The sequence below is a fragment of the Ancylobacter sp. FA202 genome, assembly GCF_000380205.1.
GTDB lineage: Bacteria > Pseudomonadota > Alphaproteobacteria > Rhizobiales > Xanthobacteraceae > Ancylobacter.
The window spans coordinates 2,180,874-2,196,048 of sequence record NZ_KB904818.1; the positions used below are offsets into that span (position 1 = coordinate 2,180,874).

Genomic DNA, 15,175 nt, shown 5'->3' on the forward strand with positions numbered 1-15,175 from the left:
CTTAGCCGATGAGCGGGAGGTAGTGATGGGGCAGGCGCATCGTCACCAGATCCTTCCGCCGCACCACATTGGTGGGGTAGGGCGTGTCGAGATTGGTGGTGTCGATCTCGGCCACGACGACCCCCTCGACGGCGGTGAGAATGGCCTCGCGGCGGGGGAACTCGAAGGTGTCAGGCCCGAACACGCCGCTCTTGCCGCCATAGCCAGAGGCCTCGTCGAGCACATTGGCGAACGCGAGATGGACATTGTTCTCGCCGGCCCGCGCCCGCATCAAATGCCAGTGATGCGGATCGGCGCCGGTTGGGATCGGGTAGTTCTGCGCGATCGCCGTGCCGGCATGGGCTGAGGTGAGCGCCCCGCGCAGCGCCGCCGGGCAGAGAATGAGGTCGCAGCCGCGCAGCGCCAGCACGCGCCCCGCTTCCGGGAAGGCGGCGTCATGGCCGATGAGCAGGCCGATGCGGCCGAACTTGGTGTCGAACACGCCCCATTCATCGCCCGGCGTCGCCCAATTGTGGTCGGAGGCGTCTAGATGGGTCTTGCGGTAGCGCCCGATCACCCCCTGCGGTCCCACCAGCACGGCGCTGTTATAGAGCGTGCCGCCCTCGTCCTCGGCGAGGCCGGCGGCGAGGTGCAGGCCATGGCGGGTGGCGATGGCGATGAGGCGGGCCACCGCTTCCCCGTTCAGCGGCACGGCGGCGGGGGCATCGAGGCCGGTGACGGCGCGCTCGGGGAAGACCACGAGTTCGGCCCCGTCGGCCTTCGCCGCCCCGGCCAGCTCCTCGATGCGGTCGAGATTGGCGTTTGCGTCGCCGGTGGGGGCGAACTGCGCCACGGCGACCTGCGAGCGCCTTCCCTTGGGCAGCGGGCGGTGGCCGTAGAGGCTGAAGAAGTCGAGCGGATTCCAGGCGAAGGTGGTGGTCGGCAGCTCCATATAGAGTTCCGGCCGGCGCTGCTCGAACACGGGTTCGCCGAGCATGCGGCGGGCGCGGGCGCGCTCCAGGTCGATCTCGACGCAGGCAACGCCGTCGCCCGTATCGATCACCGCCTCGATGGCGCCGTCCGGGCCGATGACGCAGCTGCCGCCGGAGAACTGCACCGTGCGCTCCAGCCCCCAGCGGTTGGATTCGATGAGGTAGCAGCTGTTCTCCACCGCGCGGGTGATCCAGTAGGGCGCGGGGGTGCGCTCGGCCAGCCAGTTGGAGATGTGGCAGATGATGTCGGCACCGCCGAGCCCGACAAGGCGCGCGGTCTCGATGAAATGGATGTCCATGCAGACGAGAAGCGCGATGCGGCCGATCGGCGTGTCGAACACCTTGTGCCCGCAATCACCCGGTGCTGACCATTTCGGCTCGGCGATATAGGGGTGGGTCTTGCGGTGGGCGCCGACGATGCCCTCAGGCCCAATCAGCACGGCGGAATTGTAATAGAGGTTGGTCGCGGGATCGACCTCCGGCATGCCGATGACGATGTAGCAGTCCCGCGCGCGGGCAAGCGCCGCGAAGCGGTCGGTGGTCGGGCCGGGGATCGTCTCGACGAAGGGGGCGACCTCGGCGCGGTCGAACCAGCAATAGCCCGTCGTGCCCATTTCCGGGGTGACGATGAGCTTGGCACCCTGCTGCGCAGCTTCAGTGACCAGCGCCTCCAGCCGGGCGAGGTTGCGCTCCTTCTCGAACAGGGTCGGCTCGAACTGGACGGTTGCGACCTTCAGCGTCGTGGTCATGGCAGGTCTCCGGGCTCTTTTGGAAGACGCCGTCATCCTGAGGCGCGCGCGCAGCGCGCCTCGACGGAGGTTCGCTCAGGGCGCACGCAGCCTCCATCCTTCGAGGCCCGGCTTTGCCGGGCACCTCAGGATGACGTCGGGTTGGAACAGAAGTGGCGTGTGAGGAAGCGTCATGCCCGCCCCTGCGGCCGGGCATGACGGCATCTGTACGGTCAGGCCGTGAGGTACGACTTCAGGATCGAGGCGCCCATCGTGTATTTCGGGTCCACCATGTTGCCGAGCCGCACGCGGCCGCATTGCGTGAGCAGCATATAGGCCTCGATCTCGTCGAAGCCGTAGTCGGACGCCATCCACCGGATGAGGTCGCGATAGGCCATGCGGGTGGCATCCTCCATCGGCCGGGTCGAGCCGATGGACATGATGAACTCTTCCGTCTCAAGGCGCGGGGTGTGGATGGTCCAGCCCTTGATCAGGTCGATCTGGATGGTGGTGACGGTGGGGTGCTCCAACGCGACGCCGCACAGTTCGCCATCGCCCTGGGTGGCGTGGCAGTCGCCGAGATAGAGCAGGCCGCCGGCGATGTTCACCGGCAGATAGATCACCGCGCCGATGCCGACATCCGGCAGGTCCATGTTGCCGCCGTAATAGTCCGGCTGCAGCGAGGTGATCGCCTCGATCTCCGGCGAGGTGCCGATGGTGCCGATGAAGGGCACGTAAGGAAGGGTGATCTTGTCGCTCCATTTGGTGCCGGTTTCGGCATCGACATGCAGCTTCTTCACCTTGACCGGCAGCGGCGCGTTCAGCATCGCCGTGTCCTTGGTCGGCACCAGCCCGCCGAAATCGGGCATGATCAGCGTGGTACCCACCGGCTGCGGGCCGCGCGGCACGATGTTCTTGATGTAGACCGCGAGCGTGTCGCCCTTTTCCGCGCCGTTGACGAAGATCGGGCCGTTCTGCGGGTTGAGATAGGGGAAGTTCAGGATCTCCAGCGGGTTGTCGCTCTCGCTCTTGATCGCGCCCTCGAAGGCGTCATGGGTTTCCGCCGCCACGACCGCGCCGGGATCGACCCGCAGCACCGGGTCGACATAGGGACCGTAGACATAATGGTACTTGCCCTGCTCCGCCTCGGTGAGGGAGTGGGTGGCGCCCGCCTGGCCTTTGGCGAGGCCTTTGCGTGCCATGAGGGAGTTCGCGAGCCAGGACATGGTGTTCTCCTTGGTTCCGGCTGTTGGTTCAGACGGCGAGGTGACGGCGCATGGCCTCGCCATCGGCGAGCCCCTCGCGCGTGAGTTCGGCGACGACGCGGCCCTTGTCCATGACATAGCAGCGCTGGGCCATCGCCCGGATCATGTCGATGTTCTGCTCCACCAGCACCACAGTGACGCCGGTGTCGGCGTTGAGCTGAACCATGATGCGGGCGATGTCCTGCACGATGTTGGGCTGGATGCCCTCGGAGGGCTCGTCGAGCAGGATGAGCTGCGGATTGGCCACCAGCACCCGGCCGATGGCGAGCTGCTGCTGCTGGCCGCCGGACAGGGTGCCGGCGCGCTGGCTCCAGCGCTCGCGCAGGATGGGGAAATAGCCGAGCACGCGCTCGCGGTCGGCCTCGGTGACGCGCCCCGTGCGCATGCCGCCGACCGCGATGTTCTCGCCCACGGTGAGGCGGGGGAACACGTCGCGGCCCTGCGGGACATAGCCGATGCCGAGCCGCGCACGCCTGAAGGCGGAGAGATGTTCCACCGGCTTGTCGCCGAAGACGATGGAGCCTTCCATCGCCGGCACGAGGCCGATCAGGCTCTTCATCAGCGTGGACTTGCCCACCCCGTTGCGGCCGATGACGGCGACGATCTCGCCCTGGCGCACCTCGATGTCGAGGCCCTGCAGCACCGGCTTGCCGCCATAGCCGGCGCGCAGGCCAAGGGTGGAGAGCATGACTTCCTTACGCATGGGGGCCTCCCGCCGGCTCGTGAGCGGTTTCGTGTGCCGTGGTCTGGCCGAGATAGATGGCGGCGACGTCCTCATTGGCGACGATCTCGTCGATCGAGCCTTGTGCGAACACCTTGCCCAGATGCAGCACCGTGACCTGCTGTGCCACCTGACGCACAAAGGCCATGTCGTGCTCCACCGCCAGCACGGTCATGCCCTGCGCATTGAGCCGCTTGACCATTTCGCCGGTGGCATGGGTTTCCTCCGGCGACATGCCGGCGGTCGGCTCGTCGAGCAGCAGCAGGCGCGGCTTGAGGCTGACCGCCATGCCGATTTCCAGCCACTGCTTCTGGCCGTGCGAGAGATTGCCGGCGAGGCGCGTGGAATCGGCGGTGAGGTTGAGGAATGCCAGCAGCTTGTCGATCTCCTCGCCCAGCACCGCCGGGGGATAATGGTGCTGCATCGCGATCTCCAAGTTCTGGCGGACGCTCAGCGCCTTGAAGATGCCGGGCACCTGGAACTTCACGCTCATGCCGCGGCGGATGCGCTGGAACGGCTTGAGGCTGGTGATGTCCTCGCCGCCAAACAGGATGGCGCCGCTGCTCGGCAGGTGCTCGCCGAGGATCAGCCGGAACAGCGTCGACTTGCCGGCGCCGTTCGGCCCGATGAGGCAGTGCACCTCGCCGGCCTGAAGCGTCAGGTCGACATTGTTGGTGACGTGCAGGCCGCCGAAGCGCTTGTTGAGGCCTAGGGTCTGGAGCATCGGCATCAGGCGTCTCCCGGCTGACGCTTGGAGAAGGGGCGGGCGATGAGCCGGGCCAGCGCGTAGATGAGGCCGCGCGGCGCCAGAAGCACGGTGAGCACCAGCATGATGCCCATCACCACAAGCGCATATTGGCTGCCATGGATGGTGAGCGCCTGGAACACGGCGAGCACGGTGATGGTGCCGACCAGCGTCGTGGTGAGGTCCGAGCGCCCGCCGACCGCGACCCAGACGATGGGCAGGGCGGCGGCGGTCATGCCCATGGAGGAGGGCGTGATATACTGGCCCCAGCTGGTGTAGAGCACGCCCGACAGCCCGGCGAGCGCGGCGCCGATGACGAAAGTGCCGAGCTGGTATTTGCGGATGTCGTAGCCCAGCATCTCCGCCCGCTCCGGGTTCTCGCGGATGGCGACGAGCACATTGCCGAAGGGCGAGTTCACCAGGATGCGCAGGCCGAGATACACCAGCACCAGCATGCCGAGCACGACGTAATAGAGCTGCACATCGGGGAACAGCACGATGTCGCCGCCGGGCCAGGGCACGGTGAGCGGGGGCATGTTGCTCATGCCGTTGAAGCCGTTGAGCCGGGCGGCGCCGATCTTCCATTCCGGGCCGGCGGTCTGCGCCATGAATCGCTCCAGCACCAGCGTCACTGACAGCGTCACGATGCCGAGGAACACGCCGGAGATGCGGCCGAAGAACAGGAAATAGCCGAGCAGCGCCGCGAACAGCGCGGCGATCGCCACCGCGAACAGCAGCGCGATGAAGGTGAAGCCATAGGCGGCGCCGAAATTGATGGTGAGGATGCCATAGGCATAGCCGGCAATGCCGAAGAAGGCGGTCTGGCCGAAGCTCAGCGCGCCGCCATAGCCCCAGATGAGGGACAGGCCGAGCGCCATGAAGATCCAGGTGAAGAAATACACCGTGTTGCCGACCGTGTAGCCGTCCGAGAACAGCGGGTAGGCGCAGGCGCCGGCCAGCACAATGAGGAAGCCGATCCAGAAGCCGGGGCCCCGGCCCAGCGTCTGCGGGCCTTCGAGGCGGGCGAAGAAACGTGAAAGCGCGTTCATGTCAGTTTTCCGTGTCCGGGATCAGGCCCGCTCGCGCAGGAGGAAGCCAGAGATGCCGCGCGGCAGCACCCGGATGACGATGATGACGGCCATGAGCAGGCCGATCTGGCCGGCCAACTGGCCGTACCAGGAGGTCATGGTCGCCTTGACCACGGCGAGAATCGCCGCCGCCGGCGCGGTGCCGAGGAACACGTCGGCGCCGCCGACCACCACGGTGACGAAGGCTTCCATGATGAAGGTGGTGCCCATGGTCGGCACCAGCGTCATGGTCGGGGCGTAGAGCCCACCCGCGAGGCCGGCCAGGCCCGCGCCGAGCGCGAAGGTGAGGCTGTAGACGAGGCGGGTGTCGATGCCGAGCGCGGCCGCCATGTGCGGCACCTGGATGGTGGCGCGGGCCATCACGCCGAAGCGGGTCCAGTTGAACAGCGCGTAGAGCCCGGCGATGACCACTACCGCCATGCCGCACAGCACGAGGCGATAGAGCGAATAGGAATAATCGCCGACGGTGAAGCTGCCGAAGGGCGTGCCGACGCCGGCCATGGTGGAGCCGAGCACGATCAGCGTGCCCTGGGTGAAGATGAGGCTGAGGCCCCAGGTGGCGACGATGGTGTCGAGCGGCCGGTCATAGAGATGGCGGATGATGAGGATCTCCACCAGCGCGCCCACGGCGGCCGAGACCAGCGCGCCGATGAGGATGGCGAGCGGCAGCGGCACGCCGGCATGGGCGGCGGAGACGGTGACATAGGCCCCGCACATGATGAATTCGCCATGCGCCAGATTGATCACGCCCATCATGCCGAAGATGACGGCGAGGCCGCAGGCGGACAGAACCAGAAAGGCGAAGGCGTCGCCGAACTGGTAGAGCGCGGAGAAGGCGAGGGTTCCGACATCCATGTGCGGTGGGGCCTTTGATCATTCGCTTCGAGGGGACAACCTTATCCTGAGCCGCGCGGGAACCGGGCGGTGAGGGAGGGTCGTCCGGGTGAGCCTCCTTCGAGGCCGGCCTGTCGGCCGGCATCTCAGGATGACGCCGTTCATGGCATCCCGGGGCCCCTTACCCAGCGGGACAGCTGGGTCCCCGGGTCAAGCGCGGGGATGAGGGGACGGCAGGTGAGCAGATCAGGCGATCGCCCCGGCCAAGCTGGGGGGTCGGGCCGGGGCGATGCCTTCGGGTGCCGCCGAGGGGAACAAGGCGGCAGCCGGGTGGGGTGGAGGGATGGCGGCCTGGGTTTTGTCGGACCGTCATCCTGAGGTGCGAGCGAAGCGAGCCTCGAAGGATTATTCCGCCGAGGGTCTTCTGCTTCACCATCCTTCGAGGCCCGGCCTTCGGCCGTGCACCTCAGGATGACGTGGCGCGGAGAGCGTCAGGATCGATCAGTTCTTCGGCGGCGGGTTGGAGGGCGTGTACTGCGCGCTCGGGTCGCTCTTGGTCAGGTCGCAGCCGGCTTCACCCAGCCAGTACGGCTTGATGCCCTCCCACACCTTCGGGAAGGTGATGGAGTGATCTTCGCCGACCTTGGCGAGATAGATGGTGTGCGACATGTGCTGGCTCTTCGGGTCGAGGCATACCTTGCCCTCGGGAGCGTCCATGCAGACATCGCCCTTGGCGATCTCCTTGCGCAGGTCGTCGCGCTTGGTCGACTTCGCCCGCTCCACCATCTGCTTGTAGAGATAGACCGCGAGATAGGAGTTCTCGGCTTCCTGGTTCACATAGGGCTCGTCCGGGAACTTGGCCTTGAACTTGGCGAAGAAGTCCTTCGACGCCGGGGTGTCGATCTCTTCGATGTAGTTGGTGGTGACGTACATGTCCTTGAGCGATGGCGGCTTGAAGCGCTTGTGCTCATAGCCCTGGCCGACGTTCACGGAAGAAGCCATCGGCAGGTTGACGTTGGCGGAGGCGGCCTGCTCGTAATAGGAGGCCTGCGCGGTGCCGACCAGCAGCGTCACCACGAAGTCCGGCTTGGCCTTCTGGATGTTCTGGATGTTCTGCGAGAACTGCGACACGCCGAGCGGGATGAAATCCTCGCCGACCATTTCGCCGCCATTCTCCTTGACGATGTTGCGCACCCATTCGGCCGAGATCTGGCCGAAATTATAGTCGGCGGCGAGCGTGTAGACCTTCTTGCCGTACTTTTCCATCATCCACGGGATGAGGGTGGAGAACTGCTGCTCGGGCACCGCGCCGGTGACGATCATGTTGGCGTCGCAGACGCCGCCTTCATACTGGTTGTTGTAGAAGGCGAGGCCGTCGAACTGGTTGACGATCGGGCGGTAGGCCTCGCGCGAGGCGGAGGAGAAGCCGGCGAACACCGCGTCCACCTTGTCGCGCTGCAGCACGCGGCGCATGAATTCCTGGTAGCGGGTATTGTCGGACTGGGTGTCGTAGATCACCAGTTCGAGCGGGCGGCCATCGATGCCGCCGGCCTTGTTGATCTCCTCGGCGGCGAGCTGGATGGCGTGCACCTTGCCGATGGTCGCGGCGGCGAAGTCGCCGGACTGGTCTTCAAGCACGCCGAGCTTGATCGGATCGGCGGCGAAGGCATTTGCGACGCTGAGCAAAAGCGTCCCCGTGAGGGCTGCGGCACGCAGCCCCCGCATGGTCTTCCCGTTCATTTTCTTCTCCTGTGAAAGGTTATCTTCTTTCCGCGCGTGGCTCCGCCGGGCGGAGCTGCATCGGTTCATCGAGGGGGCCAGCCCTCGCCGTCATGAACGCCTCGCAATAGGCCTCAAGGGTCTGCCGCGAGCGCATGCTTTCGCGCCGAAGCCATTCATAGGCCTCGTCGTCATCGACGCCCGCTTCCGTCATGCGGGCGATGATGGACTTCACCACCGCGCGGCGGCCACGCCGGCGGCGATCCATGTCGTCGAGCCGCGCCCGAAGGTCGCCGCGCAACAGGAACTGGTTGATGCCGAGGAACAGCGCGGTGTAGACCGCGCCGCCCTGCACGGGCTTGCGCAGGAACGCCGAGGCGCCCAGCTGGATCAGGTGCTTCAGCCGGCTCGGCGCTTCCACCCCGACCAGGCCGATCACCGGCACGGGGGGATGATGCGCGCCGGCGTCGATATCGAGCGCCACCGGGTTGTCGAGATCGCCGTCGATGAACAGGATGTCGCGCTCGGGCTGCAGGCTGGCGAGGTCGATCTGCGCCCGGCCGTCCACCAGCTCGGGATAGAGCGCCGTGACGCCGAGCTTGCCGAGCGTCTTTTCCAGCGCTTCCACCGCGGTGAGGCTGGACGTGACGATGTGCGCCCGCCCGCCATTGAAGTTTTGCAGCAGCCGAGGTGCCATCACTTTACCACTCTCAGTGAAGAGTTGCGGGCAGCGACCGCATAGCGCGGCGAGGACTGGACGAGATAGGGGTCCGGGCGCACCGGGCCGGGCGCTTCGACGAGAATGTCGAAGCGGGCCTGCGCATTTGAAATCCCGATTCGTGGCGTGAGATAGGCGTGCAGGGTCTGCGGGTCGATCCGCACCTCGCCCTGCGGGGCGAGCAGGTGCTGGCGGGTGGCGGCTTCCTTCACCGCCTCGACATCGTCGGTGCCGGCCTCGGCTAGCGACAAGATCAGCAGCTTCATCGCGATATAGGAGGCTTCCGCATCGGCCGAGCTGGTGGGGCCGTCCGGGAAGGTCTCGCCATAGAAGCGGGTGAAGGCGGCGTTGGCGGGGGAGGCGAGCGAGGAGAAATAGACCGAGGAGGAGAGATGCCCGTCCACCGCTTCCTGGCCGATCTCTTCCAGCTCCGGCTCGGAGAGGGTGCAGCTGACCACCGGGAAGGTTTTGCGCTGGTCGATGCCGCGCGCGGCGCAGGCGGCGCGGAAAGCGCGGAAGAAGGCGTAGTTGCTGGTGCCGATCAGATTGTTGAACACGAAGGCGGGCCGCGCCTCCAGGATCGCCTCGACCACCTGGTCGATCTCGGTGTCGCCCACCGGTACATAGCGTTCCGCCAATACGCGGGCGCCGCGCGCCGTCATCGCCTCGCGGAAGATGCGGGTGTTCTCCCACGCCCAGATATAATTGGAGCCGACGCAGAAGGCGGAGGAGCCGAGCGTCGCCAGCACGTGGTCGACGAGCGGCAGCACATGCTGGTTCGGCGAGGCGCCGGTGTAGATGACGTTGTTGGAGCTCTCGAAGCCCTCATAATGCGAGGGGTACCAGAGCAGCCCGTCATGCTTCTCGAAGCAGGGGATCACTTCCTTGCGGCTGGACGAGGTGTAGCAGCCCACCACATGGCGGATGCCGTCATGCAGCAGGTCGCGGCTCAGCGCGGCGTAGCGGCCAAGTTCGCCGCCGGGATTGACCACGACAGGCTCGATGGCAAGACCCGGCGCCGGACGTTCCGCCACCGCCAGTAGGGCGCCGTTCAGCATCGAGCGCGCGACCACGCTGTAGGGCCCCGTGGTCGAGAACATGACGCCTATGCGGACGGGTTTCGACACGCCTTGCTCCACCGGGCCTAGAGCCCAAACGATCCCGGGCCGAAGCCCAAAACAAAAAACGCCCGCCGGCCGTCAGGCCGTGGGCGTCGTTGCCACCAACCATCAGCGTGAACACGCCGTCGTTGGAAATGTTGTCCGAAAGTGCCGCGACAATGGGCAGCTTTGCCCGTCGCTCGTTTCTTAGGCTCGCGTGAAGTTACCTTCTTGTCAAGAACCTTTTTCACGCGCGGGCACGCCTGTGGAGCCCGCGCGCGCCTCGGCGAGGATCCAGGCGATGAGATCGCGTGCCGGCTCGGACAGGGTGACGCCCGGTGCCAGCCAGTAGCCGGTTTCGCGGCGCGCCAGCGGCGGGCCGACCGCCACCAGCGTGCCATCGGCCAGCGCCCCGTCGATCAGCCCGGCCCAGCCCAGCGCCACCCCCTGGTCGGCCATCGCCGCCTGCACCACGAGGCCATAGGTGTTGAGGCTGAGATCGCTGCCCGCCGGCCCGCGCGCCAGCCCCATGGCGGCGAACCAGTCGCTCCAGCCGAACCAGCGCGGATGCGGCGTGCTTTCCAGATGCAGCAGCGGCAAATTGCCGATGCGCGCCGGGTCCTGCCCGAGGCCGTGGCGGGCGGCGAAGGCGGGGCTGCACACCGGCCAGATCCGCTCCTCGACCAGTTGCACGCTCTCGGGCGGAAAGTCCCGTCGGGCGCCGAACAGCACGGCGACATCCTCCGCCCCGTCGAGGCCGTGATCGGCGCCGGCGGAGGCGATGATGTGCACGTCGGTCTCCGGGTGCACCTGCCGGAAGGCGGCGACGCGCGGCATCATCCAGAACGAGGCGAAACCGTAATCGGTGAACAGCCGCACCACCGGCCGCCGGCTGAGGCGCCGCACCGCGCGGGCGGCGGTGTCGATTTCGCCGGCCGCCGCCCGGGTGGCGCGGTGCAGCACCTCGCCCGCCGGGGTGAGCGCGCTGCCGCGATGGCCGCGCACGAGAAGCGGCGTGCCGAGCTGGGTTTCCAGCTCGCGCACCACATAGCTCACCGCCGGCTGCGACAGGCCGAGCGCGCGGGCGGCGCCTGTGATCGAGCCGAGCCGCCCGACCGCCTCGAACACGCGGATCCAGCCAAGGTCGAGAGCGCGTTCAGACATAGAGCCAGCTTATGTCTTTCATCGAAAATATCCGGCTTCACAGCCTAAAGCATTTAACCGCCTGATGTGCGGGAGGCAAGGAAGCGGCCGGTCTCACAAGGCGGCTCCTTGCACATTTCGCGCGTCTCATCCCCTTCCAGAGGTGTCTCATGATGACCCGTACCGTGCTGGCCGCTTCGGCCCTTTCGCTGCTCCTCCTGGCCGGCCCCGCTGCGGCGGCCGACGCGCCTTCCTGCAAGACCATCCGCATGTCGGACCCCGGCTGGACCGACATCACGTCCACCAATGCCATCGCCGGCGTGCTGCTCGGCGGCCTCGGCTACACCCAGGACGTGAAGACGCTCTCGGTGCCGATCGGCTATGAATCGATGAAGAACGGCAATGTCGACGTCTTCCTCGGCAACTGGATGCCGGCGCAGCAGAAGTTCATCGATGCGCTGAACGAGGCGAAGGCGGTGGACGTGCTCGCCACCAATCTCGAAGGCGCCAAGTTCACCCTCGCCGTGCCGAACTACGTGGCCGAGGCCGGGGTGAAGGACTTCAAGGACCTGGCCGCCAACGCCGACAAGTTCGACAGCAAGATCTACGGCATCGAGCCCGGCGCGCCGGCCAACCAGAACATGCTGAAGATGATCGAGGCCAATGATTTCGGCCTGAAGGGCTGGAAGGTGGTTGAATCGGGCGAGCAGGCGATGCTGGCGCAGGTGAAGCGCTCGCAGAACGGCAAGAACTGGATCGTCTTCCTCGCCTGGGCGCCGCACCCGATGAACGAGACGTTCGACCTCACCTATCTCTCCGGTGGTGACGCCTATTTCGGCGCCGATTTCGGCGGCGCGAGCGTGCGGACCCTCGCCCGCACCGGCTGGTCGGCCGAGTGCCCGAACGCGGCGACCTTTTTCAAGCAGCTGAAATTCGACCTGGCGACCGAGAACGCCATGATGGGCAAGATCCTCGATGACGGGCAGACCCCCGAGGCCGCCGCCAAGGCGTGGATCAAGGCCAATCCGGCCGCGCTCGGCCCCTGGCTCGACGGCGTGACCACCTTTGACGGCAAGCCCGGCCTGCCGGCGGTGAAGGCCTCGCTCGGCCTGTGACCCCCGGCGGGGAGGCCGGCGGCGCCCGCTGCCGGCCCGTGCCCGCGCCCGCCTCGCCCTCGCCCCTCGCCTGCCGCGTGGAACATATCCATGACCCGCCTGACTGCCCGCCCGAACATCCTCATCCTGATGGTCGACCAGCTGAATGGGACGCTGTTCCCGGACGGGCCTGCGGATTTTCTCCACGCGCCGCATCTGAAGGCGCTGGCGGCCCGTTCCGCGCGTTTCGCCAACACCTATACGGCGAGCCCGCTCTGCGCGCCGGCGCGGGCGTCCTTCATGTCCGGCCAGTTGCCGAGCCGCACGCGGGTCTATGACAATGCCGCCGAATTCACCTCCGACATCCCCACCTTCGCGCACCATCTGCGCCGCGCCGGCTATCACACGGCGCTGTCGGGCAAGATGCATTTCGTCGGGCCAGACCAGCTGCACGGCTATGAGGAGCGGCTGACCACCGACATCTACCCCGCCGATTTCGGCTGGACGCCGGACTACGCCAAGCCGGGCGAGCGGATCGACTGGTGGTATCACAATCTTGGTTCAGTGACGGGCGCAGGGGTTGCCGAGATCACCAACCAGCTCGAATATGACGACGAGGTGGCCTATCACGCCGCCCGCAAGCTCTACGATCTCGCGCGCGGGCACGATTCCCGGCCCTGGTGCCTCACCGTGAGCTTCACCCACCCGCACGACCCCTATGTCGCCCGCAAGCGCTTCTGGGACCTCTATGAGGACTGCCCGGCGCTGGACCCGGTAGTGCCGCCCATCCCCTTCGCGCAGCAGGACCCGCACGCCCAGCGCCTGATGCTGGCGAGCGACCACGCGGCCAGCCGGGTGACACCCGAGGATGTGCGCCGCTCGCGCCGGGCCTATTTCGCCAACATCTCCTATCTCGACGAGAAGATCGGCGAACTCATCGACGTGCTGGACCGTTGCCGGCTAAGTGACGACACGATCATCGTCTTCGTCTCCGACCATGGCGACATGCTTGGCGAGCGCGGCCTGTGGTTCAAGATGAACTTCCTGGAGGGCTCGGCGCGGGTGCCGCTGATGATCGCCGCCCCCGGCCTTCCCGCCGGCCGGATCGACCGTGCGGCCTCGACCCTCGACGTGCTGCCGACGCTGGCCGAGCTGGTCGGGCTCGATCTGAGCGGCGTGATGCCCTGGACCGACGGCGAGAGCCTCGTCCGCCCGGCCAAGGGCGAGGGCGAACGGTCGCCGGTGCCGATGGAATACGCCGCCGAAGGTTCCTACGCGCCGCTGGTCGCGCTGCGCGACGGTCCGTGGAAGCTCATCCTGTGCGATCTCGACCCGCCGATCCTCACCAACCTTGACGAGGACCCGCAGGAACTGGTCAACCGCGCGGCGGACCCCGCCTGCGCCGGGGTTATGGAGCGCATGACGGCGGCGATGAACGCCCGCTGGGACCTCGCCCGCTTCGACGCCGAGGTGCGCGCCAGCCAGGCGCGGCGCCACGTGGTCTATGAGGCGCTGCGCAACGGTGCCTATTACCCCTGGGATTTCCAGCCGCTGCAAAAGGCCTCCGAGCGCTATATGCGCAACCATATGGACCTGAACGTGCTGGAAGACGGCCAGCGCTTTCCGCGCGGCGAATAGGCTACCGCCTTTCTTTCCGGTCACGGCTCGAAACCGCCAGCATGCTGCGCCGCGGCGCAGATGAGGTGCGGCGCATCACGCTATTGCGATCGAGAACCGCGCGTCGAGCGGAAACAATGGCGCGGGGCGCACGTTGTCCCGGCAGATTCACCGGCTGCGCAGATGTGCTTCGGTCAGGTGAATGAGAGTTGAATCAAGAGACGCGACGCTCTTGTGCGCCGACTACCGTGCCGAAGTGTCGCTCTGTTCAAAGGATGTTGATTATGAAGAAGACCGTTTCCATTCCGATGCTGGGTGCTGTTCTCGCGGCTGCGTTTGTCGGCCCCGCGCTTGCCGATACCAACCGTCCCGTCATCGGCGGCAATTCCGGCTGGTCGCCGGGCACCAACCAGGCCCAGACGCAGAACTATGCCGCGCCGCGCCATAATGGCTGGTCGCATCAGGGCAGCGTCTATGAGGGCCGGAACGCCGCCACCATGTATGACGGTCGCGACATGTATGACGGCCGCAGTGCCGGCGGCATGTATGGCCCGAACACCCAGGGCGTCGAGCCCTATATCGCCAACCAGATCGAAGGCAACGCGCGCAGCACCCGCTGAGTGCGGCCCTCTTCCGAGGGCATGCGTTGAACGAGTGGCGGTCCCGCAAGGGGCCGCCATTTTTCGTGGATGCGCCCTTAGTCCGACCCACTGCCGCCGCCGCCCGGCCGGTCCGGCGGGGCGAGCGCCAGCATGGCGGTGACGGCTTCCGGCGCCGGCCCCGCCTTGACGCCGCGCTTTGGCATGCCCTCGACGAAGGGCACGAGTTGCAGCCGGGCGATTTCCAGCACCCGGCGCAGCTCGGTGACGGGCCGGGGATGCTCGTCGACGCGCAGATCCAGCGCGCAATACTCTTCCTCGCCCTGCACCCGCAGGCTGGCCGATTGCCGTCCGCGCCTGTCGCCGCCGGCCGCGTCCCCGGCCTCCATCGCCCGCATCAGCCGCTCGTCGAGCTTCTGGCCCTCGCTGGCGCGGAAGGTGCTCGCCATGGCGTCGATCACCTCGGGCCCGGTGAGCATGTTGCCCTGCACGGCGAAGCCATCGCCGATTTCCTGCCCGCACCATTGCGTGCAGTCGGCACCGGTGAAGGCGCTGGCCTCGCCCGCGTGATCCACCACGCCGATCTGGCGCAGTTCGCGCGCCTCATCCTCCGCCAGCGCCGCTTCGAGGGCCGCTTGGGCGCCTTGCCCGCCGGCGATGGCCTCCAGCACGCCGAGCGCCAGATAAGGGTTGACCCAGGACTGGGTCGAGGCGGCACCGACCTTCGCCCGGGTGAACGGGCACATGGAACCGACCGCCGGCACAGCGGTGGCCACCGCCACGCCCAAAAGGCCGGAGGAAGGGCAGCGGGCGACGATGGAGAAGGTCACGCC

At 67.0% G+C, this 15,175-nt stretch carries 14 protein-coding genes; 3 read left to right on the forward strand and 11 right to left on the reverse strand.

The genetic code is table 11. The features are described from left to right. Nucleotide 1: 1 nt before the first annotated feature. The 10 genes from A3M1_RS0109950 to A3M1_RS0109995 all read right to left on the reverse strand — a co-directional run bounded on the left by A3M1_RS0109950 (nt 2) and on the right by A3M1_RS0109995 (nt 11,053). The gene (locus tag A3M1_RS0109950) at nt 2-1,720 is read right to left on the reverse strand and encodes a nitrilase-related carbon-nitrogen hydrolase (RefSeq protein WP_018388816.1); all 1,719 of its coding nucleotides are present in this window, start codon (nt 1,718-1,720) and stop codon (nt 2-4) included. 212 nt (nt 1,721-1,932) lie between these two features. Then, on the reverse strand, nt 1,933-2,925 hold the full coding sequence (locus tag A3M1_RS0109955) for an acetamidase/formamidase family protein (protein ID WP_018388817.1): 993 nt from the start codon (nt 2,923-2,925) through the stop codon (nt 1,933-1,935). 28 nt (nt 2,926-2,953) lie between these two features. Then, nucleotides 2,954-3,667, reverse strand: a complete 714-nt coding sequence (locus tag A3M1_RS0109960) for an ABC transporter ATP-binding protein (protein ID WP_018388818.1) — start codon at nt 3,665-3,667, stop codon at nt 2,954-2,956. After that, entirely contained in the window at nt 3,660-4,415 is a 756-nt protein-coding gene (locus A3M1_RS0109965) for an ABC transporter ATP-binding protein (RefSeq protein WP_018388819.1), read from the reverse strand. The genes A3M1_RS0109960 and A3M1_RS0109965 overlap by 8 nt, the downstream gene beginning before the upstream one ends. Beyond that, nucleotides 4,415-5,479, reverse strand: a complete 1,065-nt coding sequence (locus A3M1_RS0109970) for a branched-chain amino acid ABC transporter permease (RefSeq protein ID WP_018388820.1) — start codon at nt 5,477-5,479, stop codon at nt 4,415-4,417. Before A3M1_RS0109970 ends, A3M1_RS0109965 begins: the two co-directional genes overlap by 1 nt. A gap of 21 nt (nt 5,480-5,500) precedes the next feature. After that, entirely contained in the window at nt 5,501-6,373 is an 873-nt protein-coding gene (locus tag A3M1_RS0109975) for a branched-chain amino acid ABC transporter permease (protein WP_018388821.1), read from the reverse strand. A gap of 480 nt (nt 6,374-6,853) precedes the next feature. Next, entirely contained in the window at nt 6,854-8,092 is a 1,239-nt protein-coding gene (locus tag A3M1_RS0109980; protein ID WP_018388822.1) for an urea ABC transporter substrate-binding protein, read from the reverse strand. Nucleotides 8,093-8,111: 19 nt separating this feature from the next. Then, nucleotides 8,112-8,768 (reverse strand): ANTAR domain-containing response regulator, encoded by a 657-nt coding sequence (locus tag A3M1_RS0109985; RefSeq protein WP_018388823.1) that lies wholly within the window; start codon nt 8,766-8,768, stop codon nt 8,112-8,114. Continuing rightward, nucleotides 8,768-9,916 carry a transporter substrate-binding domain-containing protein gene (locus A3M1_RS0109990; RefSeq protein ID WP_026221249.1) on the reverse strand — a complete coding sequence of 383 codons (1,149 nt, stop codon included), beginning with the start codon at nt 9,914-9,916 and terminating at the stop codon, nt 8,768-8,770. The genes A3M1_RS0109985 and A3M1_RS0109990 overlap by 1 nt, the downstream gene beginning before the upstream one ends. A gap of 207 nt (nt 9,917-10,123) precedes the next feature. Beyond that, nucleotides 10,124-11,053, reverse strand: coding sequence for a LysR family transcriptional regulator (locus tag A3M1_RS0109995; protein WP_018388825.1), 930 nt, complete (start codon nt 11,051-11,053; stop codon nt 10,124-10,126). A gap of 149 nt (nt 11,054-11,202) precedes the next feature. Here A3M1_RS0109995 and A3M1_RS0110000 point away from each other — a divergent pair, with 149 nt between their 5' ends. The 3 genes from A3M1_RS0110000 (at nt 11,203) to A3M1_RS0110010 (ending at nt 14,363) form a co-directional block, all read left to right on the forward strand. Beyond that, nucleotides 11,203-12,147, forward strand: coding sequence for a choline ABC transporter substrate-binding protein (locus A3M1_RS0110000; RefSeq protein WP_018388826.1), 945 nt, complete (start codon nt 11,203-11,205; stop codon nt 12,145-12,147). Between the two features lie 90 nt (nt 12,148-12,237). Further along, nucleotides 12,238-13,764: a choline-sulfatase gene (gene betC, locus A3M1_RS0110005; protein WP_018388827.1), complete on the forward strand. Its 1,527-nt coding sequence runs from the start codon at nt 12,238-12,240 to the stop codon at nt 13,762-13,764. Between the two features lie 263 nt (nt 13,765-14,027). After that, a complete protein-coding gene (locus A3M1_RS0110010) occupies nt 14,028-14,363 on the forward strand; it encodes a hypothetical protein (RefSeq protein WP_018388828.1) in 336 nt (111 codons plus the stop codon). A 77-nt stretch (nt 14,364-14,440) separates the two neighbouring features. On the opposite strand, the gene A3M1_RS0110015 is transcribed toward A3M1_RS0110010, so the two are convergent. Continuing rightward, nucleotides 14,441-15,172: a DUF1028 domain-containing protein gene (locus tag A3M1_RS0110015; protein WP_018964134.1), complete on the reverse strand. Its 732-nt coding sequence runs from the start codon at nt 15,170-15,172 to the stop codon at nt 14,441-14,443. Nucleotides 15,173-15,175 lie beyond the last annotated feature (3 nt).

Bases quoted from the DNA above. Each gene is read 5' to 3' on its own strand.
- A3M1_RS0109950 (WP_018388816.1), bottom strand. From the start codon at position 1,720: ATGACCACGACGCTGAAGGTCGCAACCGTCCAGTTCGAGCCGACCCTG.
- A3M1_RS0109955 (WP_018388817.1), bottom strand. From the start codon at position 2,925: ATGTCCTGGCTCGCGAACTCCCTCATGGCACGCAAAGGCCTCGCCAAA.
- A3M1_RS0109960 (WP_018388818.1), bottom strand. From the start codon at position 3,667: ATGCGTAAGGAAGTCATGCTCTCCACCCTTGGCCTGCGCGCCGGCTAT.
- A3M1_RS0109965 (WP_018388819.1), bottom strand. From the start codon at position 4,415: ATGCCGATGCTCCAGACCCTAGGCCTCAACAAGCGCTTCGGCGGCCTG.
- A3M1_RS0109970 (WP_018388820.1), bottom strand. From the start codon at position 5,479: ATGAACGCGCTTTCACGTTTCTTCGCCCGCCTCGAAGGCCCGCAGACG.
- A3M1_RS0109975 (WP_018388821.1), bottom strand. From the start codon at position 6,373: ATGGATGTCGGAACCCTCGCCTTCTCCGCGCTCTACCAGTTCGGCGAC.
- A3M1_RS0109980 (WP_018388822.1), bottom strand. From the start codon at position 8,092: ATGAACGGGAAGACCATGCGGGGGCTGCGTGCCGCAGCCCTCACGGGG.
- A3M1_RS0109985 (WP_018388823.1), bottom strand. From the start codon at position 8,768: ATGGCACCTCGGCTGCTGCAAAACTTCAATGGCGGGCGGGCGCACATC.
- A3M1_RS0109995 (WP_018388825.1), bottom strand. From the start codon at position 11,053: ATGTCTGAACGCGCTCTCGACCTTGGCTGGATCCGCGTGTTCGAGGCG.
- A3M1_RS0110000 (WP_018388826.1), top strand. From the start codon at position 11,203: ATGATGACCCGTACCGTGCTGGCCGCTTCGGCCCTTTCGCTGCTCCTC.
- betC (WP_018388827.1), top strand. From the start codon at position 12,238: ATGACCCGCCTGACTGCCCGCCCGAACATCCTCATCCTGATGGTCGAC.
- A3M1_RS0110010 (WP_018388828.1), top strand. From the start codon at position 14,028: ATGAAGAAGACCGTTTCCATTCCGATGCTGGGTGCTGTTCTCGCGGCT.